General features: G+C 71.8%; 16 protein-coding genes. All 16 read right to left on the bottom strand.

Annotation, left to right across the window (positions count from 1 at the left end):
* Positions 1–83 precede the first annotated feature (83 nt).
* A complete protein-coding gene (locus ABZ260_RS24370) occupies positions 84–1,553 on the bottom strand; it encodes a dihydroorotase family protein (RefSeq protein ID WP_355621764.1) in 1,470 nt (489 codons plus the stop codon).
* Positions 1,546–2,982 carry an MmgE/PrpD family protein gene (locus tag ABZ260_RS24365; protein ID WP_355621761.1) on the bottom strand — a complete coding sequence of 479 codons (1,437 nt, stop codon included), beginning with the start codon at positions 2,980–2,982 and terminating at the stop codon, positions 1,546–1,548. The genes ABZ260_RS24370 and ABZ260_RS24365 overlap by 8 nt, the downstream gene beginning before the upstream one ends.
* Positions 2,975–3,871: a cyclase family protein gene (locus ABZ260_RS24360; RefSeq protein ID WP_355621759.1), complete on the bottom strand. Its 897-nt coding sequence runs from the start codon at positions 3,869–3,871 to the stop codon at positions 2,975–2,977. Before ABZ260_RS24360 ends, ABZ260_RS24365 begins: the two co-directional genes overlap by 8 nt.
* 64 nt (positions 3,872–3,935) lie before the next feature.
* The gene (locus ABZ260_RS24355) at positions 3,936–5,138 is read right to left on the bottom strand and encodes a CoA transferase (RefSeq protein ID WP_355621756.1); all 1,203 of its coding nucleotides are present in this window, start codon (positions 5,136–5,138) and stop codon (positions 3,936–3,938) included.
* 50 nt (positions 5,139–5,188) lie between these two features.
* A complete protein-coding gene (locus tag ABZ260_RS24350) occupies positions 5,189–6,010 on the bottom strand; it encodes an IclR family transcriptional regulator (protein ID WP_355621753.1) in 822 nt (273 codons plus the stop codon).
* 64 nt (positions 6,011–6,074) lie between these two features.
* Positions 6,075–7,349: an Ohr family peroxiredoxin gene (locus tag ABZ260_RS24345; RefSeq protein WP_355621750.1), complete on the bottom strand. Its 1,275-nt coding sequence runs from the start codon at positions 7,347–7,349 to the stop codon at positions 6,075–6,077.
* A complete protein-coding gene (locus tag ABZ260_RS24340) occupies positions 7,346–8,707 on the bottom strand; it encodes a M20/M25/M40 family metallo-hydrolase (RefSeq protein WP_355621747.1) in 1,362 nt (453 codons plus the stop codon). Before ABZ260_RS24340 ends, ABZ260_RS24345 begins: the two co-directional genes overlap by 4 nt.
* A 17-nt stretch (positions 8,708–8,724) precedes the next feature.
* The gene (locus ABZ260_RS24335) at positions 8,725–9,504 is read right to left on the bottom strand and encodes an SDR family NAD(P)-dependent oxidoreductase (protein WP_355551454.1); all 780 of its coding nucleotides are present in this window, start codon (positions 9,502–9,504) and stop codon (positions 8,725–8,727) included.
* The gene (locus ABZ260_RS24330) at positions 9,501–10,358 is read right to left on the bottom strand and encodes an ABC transporter permease (RefSeq protein ID WP_355551456.1); all 858 of its coding nucleotides are present in this window, start codon (positions 10,356–10,358) and stop codon (positions 9,501–9,503) included. The genes ABZ260_RS24335 and ABZ260_RS24330 overlap by 4 nt, the downstream gene beginning before the upstream one ends.
* A 14-nt stretch (positions 10,359–10,372) precedes the next feature.
* Entirely contained in the window at positions 10,373–11,203 is an 831-nt protein-coding gene (locus ABZ260_RS24325; RefSeq protein WP_355551458.1) for an ABC transporter ATP-binding protein, read from the bottom strand.
* A gap of 146 nt (positions 11,204–11,349) precedes the next feature.
* Positions 11,350–12,480: an ABC transporter substrate-binding protein gene (locus tag ABZ260_RS24320; RefSeq protein WP_355621744.1), complete on the bottom strand. Its 1,131-nt coding sequence runs from the start codon at positions 12,478–12,480 to the stop codon at positions 11,350–11,352.
* Positions 12,481–12,494: 14 nt separating this feature from the next.
* Entirely contained in the window at positions 12,495–12,905 is a 411-nt protein-coding gene (locus ABZ260_RS24315) for a nuclear transport factor 2 family protein (protein ID WP_355621741.1), read from the bottom strand.
* Entirely contained in the window at positions 12,905–13,216 is a 312-nt protein-coding gene (locus tag ABZ260_RS24310) for a hypothetical protein (RefSeq protein WP_355562035.1), read from the bottom strand. Before ABZ260_RS24310 ends, ABZ260_RS24315 begins: the two co-directional genes overlap by 1 nt.
* Positions 13,216–14,289, bottom strand: coding sequence for a class I SAM-dependent methyltransferase (locus tag ABZ260_RS24305; RefSeq protein WP_355621738.1), 1,074 nt, complete (start codon positions 14,287–14,289; stop codon positions 13,216–13,218). The genes ABZ260_RS24310 and ABZ260_RS24305 overlap by 1 nt, the downstream gene beginning before the upstream one ends.
* Before the next feature lie 124 nt (positions 14,290–14,413).
* Positions 14,414–16,447 (bottom strand): FAD-dependent oxidoreductase, encoded by a 2,034-nt coding sequence (locus ABZ260_RS24300; protein WP_355621735.1) that lies wholly within the window; start codon positions 16,445–16,447, stop codon positions 14,414–14,416.
* Between the two features lie 540 nt (positions 16,448–16,987).
* Positions 16,988–19,067: SbcC/MukB-like Walker B domain-containing protein (locus ABZ260_RS24295; protein ID WP_355621732.1), on the bottom strand; the 2,080-nt coding region annotated here is incomplete at its 5' end.

Below are 19,067 nucleotides of genomic sequence, written 5' to 3'. Positions count from 1 at the left end.
GGCTTCCAGGCCGGATCCCGCCCGCTGAGCCCGAGCAGGGCCCGCACGTCGAAGTCCTCACAGGGGGTGGCCGAAAGAACCGGTCAGGCGATGCCGGTGGGGCGGTGGATGTAGCGGCCTACCGGGTCGCCGACGATCTTTCCGCCGTCCAGCACCCGGTGGCCTCGGACGAAGGTGTCGGTGACCTGGGCGGTCAGCTCGAAGCCCTCGAACGGGGTGTACTCCTGGGTCGACTCCGACTCGGCGGCCCGGACGGTCCAGGTCTTGTCCGGGTCGACGAGGCACAGGTCGGCGTCCAGGCCGACCGCGATGGCGCCCTTGGTGCGCAGGCCGTAGCGGACGGCCGGGTTCCGCGCGGTGAGCGCCGCGATGCGGCCGTAGGACAGGCCACGCCGACGGCCCTCGGTGATCATCCCTGGGAGCAGGTACTCCGCCCCGCCGAAGCCGGACTTGGCCACGAAGACGTCGTCGCGCGGCTCGCCGAACTTCGTCTCGTCCCGGCAGCAGGCGTGGTCGCTGACCACCCAGTCGACCGTGCCGTCCAGCACGTACTCCCACAGGGCCTCGACGTCCTCGCGGGGCCGCAGCGGCGGGTTGACCTTGCCGCCGAGGCCGTGCGCGGTGGTGATGTCGGCCAGCAGGTGGCCGACGGTCACCTCGCGCCGGAAGTTGATGTGCGGGAACGCGCCGGCCATCCGGACCGCGGCGTCCACCGCCTTCCTGGACGACAGGTGCAGCAGGTTGATGGTGGGCAGGCCGGTCTCGTGGGCCAGGTAGGAGGCGATGGAGACCGCCAGGCCCTCGGAGTGCGGCGGCCGGGAGGCGTGGTAGGCGGCCAGGCCGCTCAGGTCTCCGGCGTCCTCCACCATCTTGGTGTACGCGCTCATGATCTCGGCGGTCTCGCAGTGCAGCGACAGCGAGATCTCGTCGGCGAGGTCGGGGAAGCGCTCCCTGGCCGCCTGCACGCCGCGCATCACGAACTCGAAGTGCGCGTAGTCGTAGCGCTCCCCTGGCGGGATCATCAGGAAGGAGTTCTGGTCGGCGGAGCGGCCGTGCAGGCCGTGGCTGCCGTAGAACATGAAGACCTTGAACGAGGTGACGCCGAAGCGCTCGATCAGGTCGGGGATCTCCCCGATGTGGCCGCGCGACATCGGCGCGAGGTGGAAGCCGTAGTCGACGTAGGCGCGGTCGGCGGCGGCGTCGAGCACCTCGGGGAAGAAGTCGGCGTACTCGCCGCCCTTGTTGAGGTAGTACTGGCCGGTCCGCATGTAGGTCAGCGCGGTGGTGACACCGCCCTGGGCGCTGGCCCTGCTCTCCGAGACGGTGTCCTCGCTCAGCGGGTTGTAGATGCCCCAGTGCTGGTGGGCGTCCACCACGCCGGGGAAGGCGAGCTTGCCGGCGCCGTCGACGACCTCGCGGGCCGCCGAGGCGTCCAGGCCGGGCTCCACCCTGGCGATCCGCCCGTCCTTGATGGCGATGTCCGCCTCGACGGGCTCGTCGCGGTCGTGCGAGACCACGCGGACGTTCTTCACCAGCAGGTCATACTCAGTCACGGCCGTCTCCTGTCGCGTGCTGCGGCTCCGCCACCAGGCGGAGCAGGTCTCCGATGTCGTCCAGTTCGTCGAGCCGTGCCACCCGGTCGGTCACGGCGTCCATGGCGGCGGCCGACAGCCGCCCCTCGGCGTTGTCGCGGAACTTCGCCGCCAGCTCGCCCGCCGAGAGCGGCCGCTGGGGGCCGCCCCTGTTGGTGAGCACCTCCTGGCTCCATTCGCGGCCGTCGGCGTCGCGGGCGCGCAGCACCGCGGGGAACTGGTGGGGGAAGATCTCGGTGGCACGCTCGTCCGCCACCACCTCGACCTTGGCCATGAGGTCCCTGCGGAGCGGGTCGCGGGCCAGTTCGTCGGTGAAGTCCGCCAGCCCCACGCCGAGACCGCCGCCGCCCAGCAGCCCGGCCGCGACCGCGTACGGACCGCTGAACTGCGCCTGGTAGCCGGTCTCGGGAGCGCGCTTGCCCTCGATCGGCTCGCCGATCGTCCGGATGACGGGCGCGGGGACGCCCAGCGTCAGGCTCTCCACCCGCGAGGGGTCGAGCCCCTGCTCGCGCAGCCCGATCGCGGCGTCCACGGCGGTGTGCACGAAGTGGTTGGCGGGGTAGGGCTTGAAGAAGATCCCGGGGACCGCCCAGTCGGTGCCGAGACCGGAGGTGATCTCCGAAGCCTCGTACCGCCCGTGCAGGAACGCCTGGAAGAAGCCGAACCTGCCCTCGAGCACGGTCGGCGGCCCGGTGAAGCCGCGCCTGACCAGCTCGGCCGAGGTCACCGCCGACTGCGCCGCCCACCCGCAGTGCAGCCGCTTGACGGTGCCGCCGGTGCGGTTGGCCTCGATGATGCCCGAGGCGGTGGAGGCGGCGACGCCGAGCGCGTCGAGCACGCCCTCGCGCGGCAGGCCGAGCAGCACGGCCGCGGCGACGGCGCCCCCCAGGGCACCGCAGATGGACGTGGCGTGCTGGCCGTGCTCGAAGAACGTCGAGTTGCCGGCCTCACGGTCGTAGCCCGCCATGCCGATCCGTACGCACACCTCCAGGCCGACCGCGATGGCGTGGATCGTCTCGCGGCCGGAGGCCCCGGCCAGCTCGGCGGCGGCCAGCGCGGCCGGGACCACCGAGGCGCTGGGGTGCAGCACCGAGGGCAGGTGGGTGTCGTCGTAGTCGAGGGAGTGGGCGAGCACCCCGTTGGCGAGGGCGGCCAGCGGTGCGGGCACCGCGGAGCCGCCGCTCACGATGTGGGCCTGGGGGCGCCCGCCCTGGTCACGGACGTACTCCACGATGGCGGCGCTGGTCGGCAGCCGGTGCGCGGCCACGCACAGCCCGATCACGTCGAGCACTCGCTTGCGGACGCTGTCGACGACGTCGGCGGGCAGCGTCGAGTAGGAGGTGTCGGTGGCGAAGTCGGCCAGTTGGCGGCCGAGCGTCGGCTCAGCCACGGCGATCCGCCTCCCCGGCGGCCTCGGCGCTCCGGCCGACGATCGCCAGCGGCCGTACCGGCGAGCCGGTGGCGCCGAAGAGCGCCAGCGGCGACAGCACGAAGGTGAACTCGTGCACGCCGTGCAGGGCCGGCTCCTCCAGGTTCATCGTCTCGATGATGTAGACGCCGGACTCCACCAGCAGCACCCGGTGCGCGGGCAGCACGCTGTGCCCCTGCCCCGGAGCCAGGCACTCGAAGGCGATGGTGTCGGCCCCGGCGGCACGCACCCCGCGCTCGGCCAGCCAGTACGCCCCCGCCTCCCCCACCCCTGGGACGCCGGACTCGGAGCCGATGTAGACCGTGCGGTCGGGATCGGAGAAACGGCTGCCCCACCCGCTGCGGATCAGCACGACGTCACCGGCCTCGACCTCGGTGCCCTGCTCCCGTACGGCCCTGTCGAGGTCGGCCGGGGTGATCTCGTAGCCCGGCTCGCAGGAGGCCACTCCGAGCGCGGCGGGCAGGTCGAGCAGCACGCCTCTGCACACCATCGGCGCGACCGTGTGGATGCCGTGCTCGGGGTAGCGGCCCCCGACACAGGCCGCCGCCGCGTCCGCCCCGCCGTGCAGCCTGCCGTCGTGGGACACATGGGCCAGCGCGTCGATGTGCGTGCCCACGTGGGTGCCCATGACGAGCATGTCGTTGGCCGCCGACCCACCGTCGGGACGCACCTTGTCGCCGTGGCGGCGCGGGAGCGTGTGGGTGTACGCGGGGTGGTTGGGCGACTGTGGCATGCCCGCGTAGAACGGGCGGCCCAGGTCGTACACGGTCACGCCGCCGCGTACCGCCTCCAACAGGGGGTCGCGTACCGTCTCTCCCGGCGAGGTGGCCAGGGTGGTGGATGTGCTCACGTCGTCTCGTCTCTCCCGATGTCCGTCTGTCCCCCCGATCGACGCGTCACCGCGCCGTCGCGGATCAGGCGATGATCTTTCGTTCTCGTAGGTCGCCCAGGGTCGCGGGGTCACAGCCCAGCTCCTCGACGAGCACATGGTCCGTGTCGGCTCCCAGGTCACGGCCGGTGAACCGGATCCGGCCCGGTGTCCGCGACATCCGCCACATCACGTTGTGCATCAGCACGGAGCCGAGGTCGGCGTCGTCGACGGAGGTGAGCATCCCGGTCTCGCGGACGTGGGGATCCTCCACGAGGTCCCGGGCGTCGTAGACCGGGGCGACCGCGGCGCCCGCCGCGGTGAACTCCGCGACGACCTCCTCCCGGGTGCGCTCGGCGACCCAGTCGCCGAGCAGCCGGTCCAGCAGTTCCACGTGCTGGACCCGGCCCGCGCCGGTGGCGAACCAGGGCTCGTCGATCACCTCGGGGTGCCCGACCAGGCGCATCACCCGCTCGGCGATCGTCTGGGCACTGGTCGAGACCGCCACCCAGTGGCCGTCGGAGGTGAGATAGGTGTTGCGCGGCGCGTTGTTGGTGGAACGGTTGCCGTGCCGGTGCGCGATGGTCCCGAGCTGCTGGTAGACGGTCGGCGAGGGGCCGACGGCCGTCATGATGGGCTCCAGCAGGCTCATGTCGACGACCTGACCGCGCTTTTCCGGGTCACGCTCGCGGTCCCACAGCGCCATCATCGTCGCCGACGAGGCCGCGATGCCGCAGATGCTGTCGGCCAACCCGAAGGCGGGCAGCGTAGGCGGTCCCTCGGCCTCGCCGGTCAGGTGGGCGAAGCCGCTCATCGCCTCGGCGAGCGTGCCGAACCCGGCCCGCCCCGCGTACGGCCCCGTCTGCCCGAAGCCGGTGATCCTGACGATGACCAGCCCGGGGTTGACCTCGTGCAGCCTGTCGGGGCCCAGCCCCCAGCGCTCCAGGGTGCCCGGCCGGAAGTTCTCGATGAGCACGTCGGTACGTTCCATCAGCCGCAGGAAGAGCGAGGCCCCCTCGGGCGCGGACAGGCTGAGCCCGATCGTCCGCTTGTTTCGGGAGATCTCCTTCCACCACAGCGAGACACCGTCCTTGGACTCGCCGTGGCCGCGCATGCCGTCGCCCGCCGTCGGATGCTCGATCTTCACCACCTCGGCACCGAAGTCGCCGAGGATCTGAGCGCACAGCGGCCCGGCCAGGATCGTCGAGGCGTCGACGACCCGCAGGCCCTCCAGTGGTCCGTCGTGCATGCTTACCCCCAGGTCAGAAAAGGTTTCGTCGATGTTCTTCCGGACGGGCGTCACCCGATGTCCCCCCCGTTCCGGCCTGTTGTGCGAAAGCCGAGGTCGGCCGAGATGTCGGCGGCCGCGGTGGCCACCCACTCCCCCAGCAGTTCTCTGCGGCTGCGAATGAACATGTCCTGCGCCCCGCACAGTGACACCGATCCGACGACCTGCCCGGTCGCGCCGCGGAACGCCGCCGCCACACTCGTCGCCCCCGACTGCCGCTCGCCGAAGCTGACCGCGTAGCCGAGGGTGCGGATCCGGTCGATCTCCTCGCCCAGCGCGGTCGTCGAGGTGATCGTGGCGTCGGTGACGCTGTCGAGGCGGTGGTGGGCCACGTAGTCGTCCACCTCCGCGTCGGGCAGCGCCGCGAGGATCGCCTTGGAGGAGGACCCCGCGTGCAGGGGATGGCTGGTGCCCAGCGCCACCGACATCCGGATCTCCTGGTCGGAGAGGACCTGGTCGACGTAGACCCGCGACCAGCCCTGGCGGAGCGAGAGCGTCGCCGTCTCGCCCGCCCGCTCGGCCAGCGCCACCAGGTGCCGGTGCGCGACGGCGGGCACGTCGAGTTCGCGCATCGCGGCCAGGCCGATGCTCAACGCCCCGGGGCCGAGGCGGTAGAGCTTCCTGTCCTCGTCGAAACTCAGGAACTGGCCGACCACCAACTCCCGCAGTATGCGGTGTGTCACGGCCTTGGGCAGGCCGGTCTGCCGCGCGATCACGGAGACGCCCTGAGCCTGAGGCGACCTGCCGATGACATCGATCACGGCGAGAGCCCGCGCGATACCGGAGCGGGAACGCTCCGGCTCCTGCTCCTCTCCGATGTCATCGACGGTCATGGTTTCCTCGTTGGTCAGGACGCGCGCGGCAGGCGACGCGGTAGGGGGAGAGATCATGTGAATGTCATAGGGCAGCGCTGTCCGGAGGGCCGCCGAGGACTTCAATCGTGACCTCAGCGTTACCTCGGATCGCGTTGGAGTAGGGGCACAGGCCGTCGGCGATGCCGACGATCCGCTCCAGGTCCGCCTGCGGGACGTGCGGCGCGGAGATGCCGAGCGCGGCGGCGATCGCGTACTTCCCGCCGGGCACCGAGCCGAGGGTCACCGACGTGGTGATGCTCACCGGGTCGAGGCCGATCCGCTCGCGCCGTGCCACGATCCCCAGGGCACTGGCGAAGCAGGCCCCGTATCCCGCGGCGAAGAGCTCCTCGGGGTCGGTGCCGGTGTCGCCGGGCGTGCGGTCGGCGGGCCTGGTGAGGGCGAGGTCCAGCGAGCCGGTGAGCGAGCGGGCGCTACCCGCGCGACCGCCCTGGACCTCGACGGTCGCGGTGTAGATCGGCTTGAACGTCGCCTCCGGTCGCTCGGCCCGGTGCGCCAGTACGTGTTCGGCCACCGCCTTGGCGAAGATCTCCGGCTGCTCCTCGGCGACGAAGTCGGTGCCGCCGGGGATGGTGACCAGCGGTACGCCCGGCAGCGCGGCCTGGACGACGTCGTTCATCCTGGCCACCACGTCGTCGCCGCCGTGCAGCAGCAGCATGGGGATGCCGGCGAGCGCGGCGGTGTCCAGATGGTGGTCGAAGACCGCCCGATAGGCGACCGCGTAGTCGGGACCCACGCTGAGATACTCGGCGACCTGGCGGCTGGCCGACTCCGCCAAGATCCTCGGATAGAGCCAGTAGACCCGCTCCCAGATCGTCGTCAGGTGGCTGCCGTCGTGGGCGACCTGGTAGCCCGGCGCGTAGCCGGCCTTCTTCTTCGCACGCTCGGCGTCGTCGTACAGCGGCAGCCCCTGGAAGATCAGGCCGCTCACCCGGTCACGGGCGGTGAGCGCCGCCTCGGCGGCGATCACGGCGCCGGTGTGCTGCCCGAGCAGATGCACCTTCTCCAGGCCGAGCGCGTCGGCGATCCGCCACGTCGCCGCCGCGTAGTCGGGGATGGACCACTGCTCACCGGGCGCGTCCGACATCCCGAAGCCGGGGGTGTCGACCGCGACGACGTACAGGCCGTGCGCGGCCAGGGCGGCGAGGGCGGGCTCGTAGGTCGCCGACGACAGCGGCGACTGGTGCAGGATGAGCAGCGGGACCGCCGCGGGGTCGCCCGCGCGCCGGTAGTGGACCTGACCCCAGGGCAGCTCCAGGTAACCGCGCTCGGAGGCACCGCGCAGGTGGGTGGCGCTCATCGATCCACCGCCATCGCGGCCATGACCTCGACGACGTGCTTGATACCCATGCGGTAGTCCTCCACAAGAATGTTCTCGTTGGGGCCGTCGACCCCGGAGTCGGCGCGCGAGACGCCGACGCCGACGATCGGGCGCCCGCCCATGACGCCCTGGTTGCCGATCCACTGCGTGTACGGCTCGATGACGGGCTCGGCACCGTAGACACGGCGGGCCGCGTCGGCGACCAGCGACACGAACGGGTCGCGGTGGTCGGTGGCGCTCGGACTGCTGGTGGCCATGACCTCGATCGCGATGTCACCGAAGCCGCCGTCGGCCAGATGCTTGCCGACGGCCCGCAGCACCCGCTCGGGGTCCTGCCCGGCGACCAGGCGGATCTCCACCTTGGCGGCCGCGGTGGCCGGGATGCCGAGGGTGATGTCGTCGCGGTTGTCGCCGCCGACGATGCCGGCGACCGTCAGGGTCGGGCGGGTGCGGATCTCGACCGCGGCCTGGGCGTCGTCGAGGCCGCCGATGAAGGAGTCGACTCCGGCCCGGGCGCGCAGGAAGTCGCCGTCGAAGTGCAGCCGGGCCAGCAGCTCCCGCTCCTCGTCGGTGGGCACCCGCGCGTCGTCGGCGAAGCCCGTCACGGTGACGGTGCCGTCGGGCCGCTGCAGGCTCGCCAGCGCCGCGGCCAGGCGGGTGGTCGCCGACGGCAGCAGCGCGGTGTTCTGGCTGGTCAGCTCACGGGTCAGGGTGGTGGCGGTCAGCCTGAGATAGAGCACGCCCTTCTCACTGAGCTTGAGCAGCGGCCTGCCCTGCTCGTCCACCCAGGAGTTCTCCCACAGGGTGCCGTCGCTCGTCAGCCGGTCGGCGTGCGCGCGGACGAACGAGCCGAGGCCGGGGCTGTGCAGCCACTGCTTGCCCTCCATGATGTAGCGGCTGGTGACCGGCGCCTCCTGGCCGGACAGCCGCCACGCGGCGGCGGCGTGCACCCGCGACATCAGGGCGCCCTTGTCGTCGGCGACGCCTCGCGCGTACAGCCGTCCGTCGTGGATCTCCGCCGCGTACGGGGGGCTGATCCACCGGTCGTCGTCGCCGGTCGGCTCCACCTCGACGTCGTAGTGGTTGAAGTGCAGCAGGGTGCGCTCCCCGCCGCCGATCTCACCCAGCACGTACGGGTGGGAGTGTTCCCAGGGGATGACCTCGGCGGTGCCGCCCCAGCGGCCGACCGAGGCGGCGAGGAACTCGGCGGTGGCCACCATCTGCTCGGGTTCCTGGCGGCGGCTGCGGATCCGGCAGAGCTGCTGCAGCTCCTCGACGAAGGTGTCGAGGTGGGCGTCGACGGCGGCCAGTGCGGCGGCGACATCGGGCTTGGACATGGAGTGCTCCTCACGCGTCACTGGGTGATCACTCCGCCGTCGACGTAGATCGTCTGACCGGTGGTCATGGCGGCGGCGGGGCTGAGCAGGAAGGCGACCGCGTTGGCGACGTCGCCGGCCCCTGCCATGCGGCCCAGGGGGATGGTGGCCATTTTGTCTTTCATGTACGCCTCGTTGGCGCGAACGTCGGCCGTCATGTCGGTGGGCACGATCGTGGGTCCGACGGCGTTGACCCGGACGCCGTCGGGGGCCCACTCCAGAGCGAGCACCTTGGCCATGTGCATCACCCCGGCCTTGCTGACGCAGTAGCCGAGGGTGTCCAGGACCGCGATGTGGCCGTTGGTCGAGCCGATGTTCACCACGCTCGCGGCGCTCTCACCGCCCTCGCCGGCCGCCTTGGCCGCGTCGCGCAGCGCCGGGTAGGCGGCCTGGGACATCCGGAAGGTGCCGGTGAGGTTGACGTCGAGGACGTCTGTGAAGTCACCCTCGCTCATCGTGGCCGCCGGCCCCCGCCGTACGATGCCCGCGTTGTTGACCAGGTGGTCGAGGCGGCCGTGCGCGGCGAGCACCTCGGCGACCAGCGCGCGGCAGGACTCCGCCGAGCGGACGTCGACGTGGTGGCGGGTGTGCCCGTCGCTCTCGGGCAGCGGCGCCTGCCAGTCGTCGCCGGAGGTCACGTCCGCCTGGGCCACGCGGGCGCCGCGGGCCGCGAGCGTGGCGGCGATCGCCGCGCCGATGCCCCGGCCCGCGCCGGTGACCAGGGCCACCCTGCCGTCGAAGCGGTTCGGATCGCTCATGCGCCGATCACCCGGCTGTCCTCGGCCCAGAAGGCGAAGCGCCGCTGGGCGAAACGGATGAGGGAGTGCGCGATGAGGCCGAGCACGGAGAGCACCACCAGGACCGCGAACATTCCGGAGATGTCGAAGTTGTAGTTGGTCTGCAGGAGCAGGTACCCAAGCCCCTCCTTCGCGCCGATGAACTCGCCGACGACCGCGCCGAGGATGGCGAAGACGATCCCGATGTCGAGCCCGGCGAAGATGAAGGGCAGCGCGCTCGGCAGCCGGACCATGCGGAAGACCTGGAACCTGCCCGCGCCGAACACGGTCAGCATCTGGATCCGGTCGGCGTCGGCCGAGCGCAGCCCCTCGATGACGTTGACCAGCATCGGGAAGAAGGAGATGACCGCCGCCATGACGATCTTGCTGGTCATGCCGAAGCCGAACCAGACGACGAACAGCGGCGCCAGGGCGACCTTCGGCACCGTCTGGAAGGCGACGATGTACGGCATGAGCGTGCGCTCGGCCAGCCGCACCTGCGAGATCAGCGTGCCCAGCACCATCGCCGCGCCGACACCGATCACGAAGCCGATCAGGGACTCCTGGAGCGTGACCAGCAGGTGCGACCAGAACTGGTCGTCGGTGAGCTGGGTGACCAGCGACGCGACGATCTGCGAGGGCCGGGGCAGCACGTAGTCGTCGATGCCGAGGGGCTGCACGAGGAACTCCCAGGCGAGCACCGCGGTCACGAAGACCCCGGGGACCATGATGAGCTCGGGGCGCTCGCGGAGGTCGAATCCCCTCAGGCGGCTCTTTTTCCGTTCCTGGCCCGGCGGACGGGCGGGTCGGCCGTCGGTGGCCTTGGTCATTGTCATGGTGGTGTACCTCGTCAGTCGATGACGCCGGCGGCGTTGAAGTGCTGGCGGATTCGCGTCACGTAGACCCCTGCGCGATCGGAGGACATGACGCTGAGATCGCGCGGGCGCCCCAGCTCGATCGGGACGATCTCGGCGATCCGCCCGGGACGGGAGCTGAGCACGATGACCCGGTCGGACAGGAACACCGCCTCGGGAATGGAGTGGGTGACCAGGACGACGGTCTTGCCGCTCTCCTTCCAGATGCGCAGCAGCTCGACGTTCATGTACTCCCTGGTCATCGCGTCCAGGGCACCGAACGGCTCGTCCATGAGCAGTACGGACGGGTCGTGCACCAGGGCCCGGCAGATCCCGGCGCGCTGCTGCATGCCGCCGCTGAGCTCGTGCGGGTACTTGTCGCCGAAGCCGTCCAGGCCGACCATGTTCAGCAGGTTCCTGGCCTGCTCGCGGTAGACGGCCGCGTCGAGTTTCTGCACCTCGACGGGGACCATCACGTTCTCCAGGATGGTGCGCCAGGGCAGCAGGGTCGCGGCCTGGAAGACCATGCCCACCTCGGGGAGCGGCTTGGTCACGTCCCGTCCCGCGACGCGGACGACGCCCTCGCTCTTGGGGATCAGCCCGGCAAGGATCTTCAGCAGGGTGGTCTTACCGCATCCGGAGGGTCCGACGATGGAGATGAACTCCCCCCGCCTGACGGTGAAACCGATGTCGGAAAGCGCATGGGTGGGCTCCGACCTGCGGGGCCGGTACAGCTTCTGCAGGCCGGCCACCTCGATCCATGCGTCTTCGTCCACCGATGCCGATGCGGCGGTGGCCTGGCGGCGGCCGGGGGTCCTGATGGCCATCGGCCCTCCTCTTCGATGCTCGGGTGCTGGTCGGTCGTGGTCGCCGGTCGCTCCGGCCCTGATCCACTTCTGGTGGTGCGGCCCCGGGTCCCGGGGCCGCACCGCGGGGTGTGCGGCCCCGGGTCACCTCGGGCGTACCCCCCGGGTCACTTCGGGCTGTACGCCTTGGCCTTGGAGACCACCGCGGCGGAGTCGAACTCGTTGGCCGCCGGCAGCAGGCTCGCGTCCCAGACGTCGGCGAGCACCGGGTCCTTGGTGATCTGCCCGGCGCCCTTGGTGTAAGCGGCGGTCTTCGTCCACTCCTGGTCGCTGATCGCGCCCCAGTCCGCGAAGGTCTCCGGCTCGCCGGTGGTGGGGGTCGCGGTCTTCAGCCACGCCGCCATGACCTTGGTGTCGTCGGCGATCCGGTCCTCGGCGGACTTGCCCGCCAGGATCTGCGGGAAGACCGTGTAGCCGATGCGGGTGGCGGCCTCGTTGTTGACCGCGGAGAAGAGCATGCCCTGGTAGCCGGCGCGCAGGAAGCGGGTCAGCACGTCCTTCTTCTCGTCGAAGGCGTCCTTGCGCACGGCGAAGGTGATGGAGCGGATCCCCTGGAACATGTCCGGGTTGGGGAGGTACTCGTAGGTGACGCCGGAGTTCTCGATCGTGGCATACGCCTGGGTGTAGAGCGCGAGCGCGTCCACCTGGCCGCTGCTGATCGCGCTGGCGGCCTGCGCGCCCACACCGACGGGCAGCAGTTCGACGTCCTTCTCCGGGTCCAGCCCGGCCTCGCGGACGTAGCCCCGCGCGTACGGGCTGGAGCCCGACGCCAGGCTGATGACGCCGATCTTCTTGCCCTTGAGGTCGGCGCCGCTCTTGATGCCGCTGCCCGGCTTGACCGCCATGACCCACGGCCAGTTCTGCACCAGGCCGCCGATCGCCTTGACCGGCACGCCCTTCTCCACCGCGGCGAGGATCGAGCCCGCGTCGGCCGCGGTGATGTCGGCGCTGCCGGACGCGACCGCCTGGATGGCGGCCACGGACCCGTCGGCGTTGATGGTCTCGACGTCCAGGTTCTGCTCGTCGAAGAAGCCCTGGTCCTTGGCCACCGCGTAGGCGGCGACCTCCTCCTTCGGGCCGATGACCGCCGAGGCGATGGCGAAGGTGATCTTTCCTCGGGCGGTCTGGGCACCGTCGGCGCCCTCGGGGGCGGCAGTGTCGCCTCCACCGCAGCCGGCCAGCATGGTCAGTGTCGCGACGGTGAGGGCGCCAACGCCCAGTCGCAGGGATTTCTTCACGTACGGCACCTCTGTCAAACCGATGGGGTGGGGGGTGTCAGGCCTGGGAGGGGGAACCCGGCCTCGCTGAGGTCGTTGTAGACGTGCTGCTCGGCGATGAGACCGTCGCGGATGACGAACACGTCCACGTAGCGGATGCCCGAGAAGGGGGCTCCGGCCAGGTCCTCGCCGTACAGGGTGCCCAGGGAGGTGACGACGACGGCGTCGTCACCGTCACCCTCGAAGTACCGTTCGCGGTTCTTGCGCACCCACAGGTAGCGGCCACCGGCGCCGGCGACCATCTCCGACAGTGAGGTGAAGACCAGGTCCCCCGGGAAGACGAGCCGCACCCCCGGCGCGAGGAGCCTGGCGGCCTCGTCGAGGTCGCGGTCCTCGCACAGTTGCAGGTAGTGGTCGACGAGCCTGGCCGCCGTGCCGGTGGCCATCAGCCGGCCTTGGCCGCCAGGGCGGCCTCCCACTGGTCGCGCAGCGGGTGCTCGGCGGGGCCGCTCTCCGCGATGATCCTCATCAGGCGGTTCATCATCGCGTCGCGCTGGTGCTCCAGGGTCCGGCGCTCCGCCTCGTCGGGCACCAGGGAGTCGAGCTCTCCCTCGGAGAGGACGTCGTGGCGGACCAGCAGCGCCTCCAGACCGTGCAACCGCTGGTTGGCGACGTGCAGGTCGGTGCTGAGCTGCAGGACCAGGTCGAGCAGCTTGCCCAGGTGACGGTCGCGGAAGTAGTCGAATTCGTCGCTCATCAGTTCTCCGGCTTGTTCGCGGCGAGAGCCGCCCACGGGAAGTGCCATTCGCGCCGGTCTCCCCAGCCCTCGGGGCGCACGCCCTCATTGCGCTCGTCGAACGGGGACCAGGACGCGTCGGTCAGACCGGCCTCGCGGCAGAACTCCAGGAGGTCGGAGGCGAACAGGTCGTGGAAGAAGGGCTCGTTGTTGCGCTCGGCGTGCTCGAAGATCGTCGCGTCCCTGAACGGGTCACCGGTCGGCTGGAACTCCAGGAAGCGGAGCGCCCCACCGGGCCGCAGCAGGCGGGCGGCCTCCTGGATGGTCTCCCGTACCGCCTGGGCCGGCATCTCGTGCAGCACCATCGTGCCGGTGACCACGTCGCAGGAGCCGTCCGGCAGGCCGGTCGTCCTGCCGTCGCCCTGGAGGTAGGTGATCGCGACGTCCTCGGCCTCGGCCTCGGCGTGCGCCAGGCGCAGGCCGGGGGCGGCGAAGTCGATGCCGATGACCTCGGCCTGCGGGTAGCGCTTCGCGAGCGGGCGGGTGCTCTTGCCGAAGCCGCAGCCGATGTCGATCACGCGGGCCGCATCCGGCAGGTCGGGCAGCGCGGTCTGGGTGAACAGCTGGTGGAACTTGTAGCCGTCGTTGTCGCGCAGCATGACGATCCGCGCGCCGAACTCGTAGACGTAAGCCGACAGGTCATCGGAGAAGAACCCGCCGGGCTGGATGTGGATGTCGAAGTCGGTGTACCAGTCCGGCAGCTCCACCTCGGCGTTCAGCACGAGCCTGCCCTTCGGCGCCGCCACCTCGCCCAGTTGGTCGACCAGGTCTGCGCGGCGGCTGATGACGGCGTCACCGGCCGTCTTCCACAGCATCTTCTGCTGCACCCGCTCAAGGTGGCTGAACCACGAGTAGAGGCTCAGGTTACGGAAACGCTCGCCGGCCTCCTCCACGGTCTGCGCGGGAGCGCCGTCGGTGCGGTACTCCTCGGCGAGGGCGGGGTAGAGCGTGTCGGCCCACCTCTTGCGCATCGCCAGGATGTAGTCCACGGTGGAGCGTTCGTCGAAGGTCAGGCGATCCTCAATATCGATCATGGTTCTCCTTCTGGGGGTCGAGCGGTGCCCCTCTACGGCGCCGCGTCGGGGTCGACGGGGAACGGTGGCGGTGTGGTCGGGGCGTGGTTCGGGGCGCGGTTCGGGGCGTGGTTCGGGGCGTGGTTCAGCGCGCATGGGCCAGCGCGGTCGCGCCGCTGACGGCATCGGTCAGGAAGGTGCCGGCGAGCCGTCCCTCATAGACCGCCTCCAGCGCGGTCCGCGGCGCGTTGGCGTCGCCGACGACGTGTACGCGGGGGGCCTCGGGCAGGGCGTCGAGCTCGCGGTAGAGCTCGTCCACGGCGGTGGGGGTGCCCGCGTCGACGATCGCGGTCACGCCCGGCATGGTCTCCACATCACCGCACAGGGTGTCGCGGAGGGTGAGCAGGCCGCCCTCGACGCCCTGCGGGACGCGCAGCGGGTGGACCTTGACCCCCAGTTCACCGAAGCGGTGGGTGAGCGCGAGCCTGGAGTACGTGGTGATGCGGGCCGAAAGCGAGGCGGTCGGGGAGAGCAGGTGCACCTTCGCCCCCAGCCCGGCCAGGTGCTCGGCGATCGACGCGGCGGGCCAGGCCCCCTCGTCGTCGCGGACGACGACGGTGCCGCGCAGCGGCGAGGCCGGGTCCTCCAGGGAGGCGACCGCCTGCCACAGGTCGAACACCGGAGGCCCGCCCGGCAACTCCCGCCGCCGGGGCCGCGAGCCCGTCGCCACGATGACGTCGTCGACGCCCTCGTGGCGACCTCCCGCGAGGAGGTCCGCCGCCTCGACGCGGTGCCCCAGCAGGATCGTGATCCGCTCGGCGGCGACGTCCCGGCTGAGTTCCGAGGTGAGCAGCGCGAGGCGCTCCCTGCCGGGTACCCGGGCGGCGATCGCCACCTGGCCGCCCAGCTCGGGGCTGGCCTCGGCGAGCGTCACGTCGTGGCCGGCGCGCCGGGCCGACAGCGCCGCCTCCATGCCCGCGGGACCGCCGCCGACGACGAGGACCCGGCGGGGACGGGCACCGGCGAGCGGCGACTCCGCCCTCGTCCGCCGCCACTCCCGTTCGGCGCCGACCTCGGGGTTGACCACGCAGGAGATCGGCAGGCTGCTCTCCAGCCGCCCGATGCAGCCCTGGTTGCAGGCCAGGCACGAGCGGGACTCGTGCGAACGGCCCTCCATCGCCTTGCGGACCAGGTGGGGGTCGGCGATGTGCGGCCGCGCCAGCCCCACGAGGTCGGCCTCACCGGAGGTGACCAGCTCGACGGCCTCGGAAAGGCTGTCGAGCCGGCACACCGCCAGCACGGCCAGGTCGGGGAAGCTCCGCTTGAACAGCGCGGCGTGGTGCCGGAACGGCGCGTGGCCGAAGCTCATGTCGGCCATCTGCGTCGCCAGCGAGTAGCTGCCGTGGTAGGCCGAGTGGCTGACGTGCACGTAGACGAGCGGGAACTCACCGCGCAGCAGCCCGACGACCTCCAGCATGTCCTGCGGCGTCAGACCGCCGGGCAGGAACTCGTCGGCGCTGATCCGCAGGCCCACCGGCAGGTCGGGCGCCTGCCGGGTCACCGAGGCGAGCACCTCGCGGGTGAGCCTGAGACGCCCGTCGAGGTCGCCACCGTAGCCGTCGGTCCTGGTGTTGGTGACCGGCGAGAGGAACTGCTGGAGCAGGTGGCCGTGGCCGAGATGGACCTCCACGCCGTCGTACCCGGCCTGGGCCATGCGGCGGGCGGCCGCGCCGAACGCGTCGACGACCGTGGCGATGTCACCGTGTCCCATCGCGTGCGGGACGTGCGCTCCGGCGGCCCACGGCACGTCGGCCGCCGACCAGGCCGCGGTGCGGGTCGCGTCCCCGGAGGCCTGCCGCCCCGCGTGCATGATCTGGGCGAAGATCCGGGCCCCCTCGGCCCGCACGGCCTCCGCGACCTCGGCGTAGGCCGGGATGGAGGAGTCGTCGAAGCTGCCCAGGCTGATGTGCCTGCCGGCGCTGGTGGGATGGACCCGCACCGCCTCGGTGATGATCAGTCCCACCCCGCCTCTGGCACGTTCCAGGTGGTAGGCGGTGTGCCGGGCGGTCGGGCGGTTGTCCAGGCCGAAATTGGTGGTGTGGCCGGGCACGAAAACCCGGTTGCGCAGCGACACCGGCCCCAGCCTGACGGGCGAGAACAGCGGTCCCGGATCCGGCATCGTCGCCCTTCTTTCTCTCGGTGGCGTGAATGTGACCGTGGGCACCCACTGGATCCCCATCGTTCCGTTCAGCGGTACGGCGTTCAGATGAACCGAACGGCGTGGAACGAACAGTAAGGAGTGACAAAGAGGGAGTCAATGGTTGATTTGAAATTCCGGGCAGCCGTAACATGCTTCTAACCCATCCCCAAAAAGACCTGATCCACCACCGCCGGTGCGGCACCCCGAACGGAAAGGACACACCGGTACGGCCCCTCGGACACCCTCGCCTTCGAGTCACGCGCCCCGCGAACCGCGCCGCCCTGACGCACGGCGTTCGGCACGCGGCGTTCGGCACGCGGCGATTCGTGTCGCGATGGCGCCGTCGGCAGGCCGGGCCCTTCGGTATCGCCCGCGGTGCTCGGCGGGCGACGACGTCATCGACTCCCGCGCCCCGCGGGCCACACCGCCGGGCGTGCCATCGGGCGTGCCGTCGTACGCGCGCTCGGAGTCGCGCGACGCTCAGCAGACCGTCACGTCGTCACGCCGTCGTCGGGCAGATTACTGACGGACCGTCGAGCCGCGGCGTTCCTTGCGGATGTGCAGCTGGGCGGGGACCCGGGTGCGCAGCTCGGCGACGTGGCTGACGATGCCGACCGCGCGGCCGTTGTCGCGCAGGCCGTCGAGGATGTCGAGCACCCCGTCGAGGGTGTCCTCGTCCAGGGTGCCGAAGCCCTCGTCGACGAAGAGCGTGCCGATGTCGACTCCCCCGGCCTCGGCGGTGACCACGTCGGCCAGGCCGAGGGCCAGGGCCAGGGAGGTGATGAAGCTCTCGCCGCCCGACAGGGTCGCCGGGTCGCGGCCGACGCCGGTCCAGCTGTCCAGGATGTGCAGGCCGAGCCCGCCGCCGGACCTGCTCCGGTCGCCGGCGGAGCGGTCGCGGTTGTGCTCCAGCAGGTAGCGCCCGCCCGACATGTGGTCGAGTCGCTCGTTGGCCGAGGCGACCACCTGGCTGAGGCGCTCGCCGAGCACGTACGAGGAGAGCCGCATCCGCCACCGGTTGTCGGCGGAGTTCCCGCCGGTCAGGGCGGCGAGCCGGTCGGCCAGGCGGTGCTGCTCGTCGGCGGGCCGCCAGCGTTCCAGGCAGGCGGCCAGTTCGATGCGGAGCGCGGCCAGCCGGGCCAGCCGGCCCTCGGCCTGGCTCCGCTCGGAGAGCAGGCGGGCATGGGCGGCGTCGGCCGCGTCCCGCGCCTCGCGCAGGCTCAAGAGGTCGGGTTCCGGCTCGGCGGCGGCGGCGACCAGCTCGGGGTCGGCGAGCATCGCGGCGACCGCGGCGCTCTCCGTGACGAGCTCGTGGAGACGGGCGGCCTTCTCCTCCCGGTCGGCGGGAGAGCGTACGGCCGCGCGGGCGTCGTCCAGCCCGAGGAAACCCGCCTCGACGACGGCGCTCAGCGCCCGGTCGCGGGCGGTCACCAGCTCGGCGGCGCTGACCCGCTCGTCCCTGACCGCCTCGACGGCCTCCCTGAGCAGTTCCGCCTCGTCGGCCAGCCGGTCCAGCCTGGCGGTCAGCGTCGGGTCCTGGCCGCGTGCCTCGTCGATGCGCCCGGCCAGCCGCTCGGCGTCGGCGCCGAGCCTTTCGACGTCCGTACGGCGGGCCGCCAGGTCGACGGCGAGTTCGCGTGAGCGTTCCCGGAGCCGCTCGGACTCGGCGGCGATCCCGGCCGCCTCCGCCGCCAGCACCGGCTCGGCCTCGGCCGACTCCCGGAGCGCGGCCAGCGCCCCCTCCGCCTCGGCGAGCTCGCCCGTGGCGTCGGATACGGCCAGGTCGGTCCGGGCGCTCGCCTCCCGGTGGGCCGCGGTGGCCTCGACGGCGTGGACGGCGGCGGCCAGAGCCGCGGAGAGACGCTCGGCCTCCGCCGCCAGGCGGTCGCGGCGAGCCTGGACCGTGAGGTCGTCGCCCCGGGCCCCGTCCAGGCGGGCGATCAGGCGCTCACGCTCGGCCTGCCATCCCGCCAGGCGGGCATGGCCTTCGGCGAGCCGCCGGGTGATCTCCTCGATCCGGGTTCTCGCGCCGTCCAGCTCGGCGGCGATCCGCTCCACCTCGGCGGCGAGGACGTCCTCGGCGCCTGCCGTGGAGGTCAGCGCCTCCAGTTCCCGTCCGGCCTCGGCGAGGGCCTCCCCCGCCCGTTCCCCGGTCTCCTCCCCCGCGACGGCGAGGACCTCGTCGAGGCGGGAGAGCAGCACCGTGACCGTGGTCTCCGCACCCCGGCGCCGTTCCTGGGCCGCCTCGTAGGCGCCCTGGGCCACGCGCTCGTCCTCGGCGGTGTGCGCCTCGTCGGCCGGGGCGGCGGGAGCGGGGTGGTCGGGCGAACCGCACACCGCGCAGGGGTCGCCAGGGGCGAGCTTGGCGGCGAGCTCGGCGGCCATGCCCTCGATCCTGGACCGCTGGATGTCCTGGTAGCGGTCGCGGAGCGTCTGCGCGAGGTCGGTGGTCTCGACCTGAGCGGCGCGCGCGACCTCCAGCTCGGCGCTGAGCGCCTCGCGGCGTCCCTCCGCCGCGGCGGACGGCCAGCCCTGGTCGAGCATCTCGCGCAGCGCGATCTCCGGTGCGAGCTCCTCCCAGCGCGTCGGCCGGCCGATC

It is taken from the genome of Streptosporangium sp. NPDC006013, from assembly GCF_040614275.1.
GTDB lineage: Bacteria > Actinomycetota > Actinomycetes > Streptosporangiales > Streptosporangiaceae > Streptosporangium.
This window is presented reverse-complemented; position numbering and strand designations above follow the sequence as displayed.

Bases quoted from the DNA above. Each gene is read 5' to 3' on its own strand.
- ABZ260_RS24355 (WP_355621756.1), bottom strand. From the start codon at position 5,138: ATGCACGACGGACCACTGGAGGGCCTGCGGGTCGTCGACGCCTCGACG.
- ABZ260_RS24350 (WP_355621753.1), bottom strand. From the start codon at position 6,010: ATGACCGTCGATGACATCGGAGAGGAGCAGGAGCCGGAGCGTTCCCGC.
- ABZ260_RS24345 (WP_355621750.1), bottom strand. From the start codon at position 7,349: ATGAGCGCCACCCACCTGCGCGGTGCCTCCGAGCGCGGTTACCTGGAG.
- ABZ260_RS24340 (WP_355621747.1), bottom strand. From the start codon at position 8,707: ATGTCCAAGCCCGATGTCGCCGCCGCACTGGCCGCCGTCGACGCCCAC.
- ABZ260_RS24335 (WP_355551454.1), bottom strand. From the start codon at position 9,504: ATGAGCGATCCGAACCGCTTCGACGGCAGGGTGGCCCTGGTCACCGGC.
- ABZ260_RS24330 (WP_355551456.1), bottom strand. From the start codon at position 10,358: ATGACAATGACCAAGGCCACCGACGGCCGACCCGCCCGTCCGCCGGGC.
- ABZ260_RS24325 (WP_355551458.1), bottom strand. From the start codon at position 11,203: ATGGCCATCAGGACCCCCGGCCGCCGCCAGGCCACCGCCGCATCGGCA.
- ABZ260_RS24315 (WP_355621741.1), bottom strand. From the start codon at position 12,905: ATGGCCACCGGCACGGCGGCCAGGCTCGTCGACCACTACCTGCAACTG.
- ABZ260_RS24310 (WP_355562035.1), bottom strand. From the start codon at position 13,216: ATGAGCGACGAATTCGACTACTTCCGCGACCGTCACCTGGGCAAGCTG.
- ABZ260_RS24305 (WP_355621738.1), bottom strand. From the start codon at position 14,289: ATGATCGATATTGAGGATCGCCTGACCTTCGACGAACGCTCCACCGTG.
- ABZ260_RS24300 (WP_355621735.1), bottom strand. From the start codon at position 16,447: ATGCCGGATCCGGGACCGCTGTTCTCGCCCGTCAGGCTGGGGCCGGTG.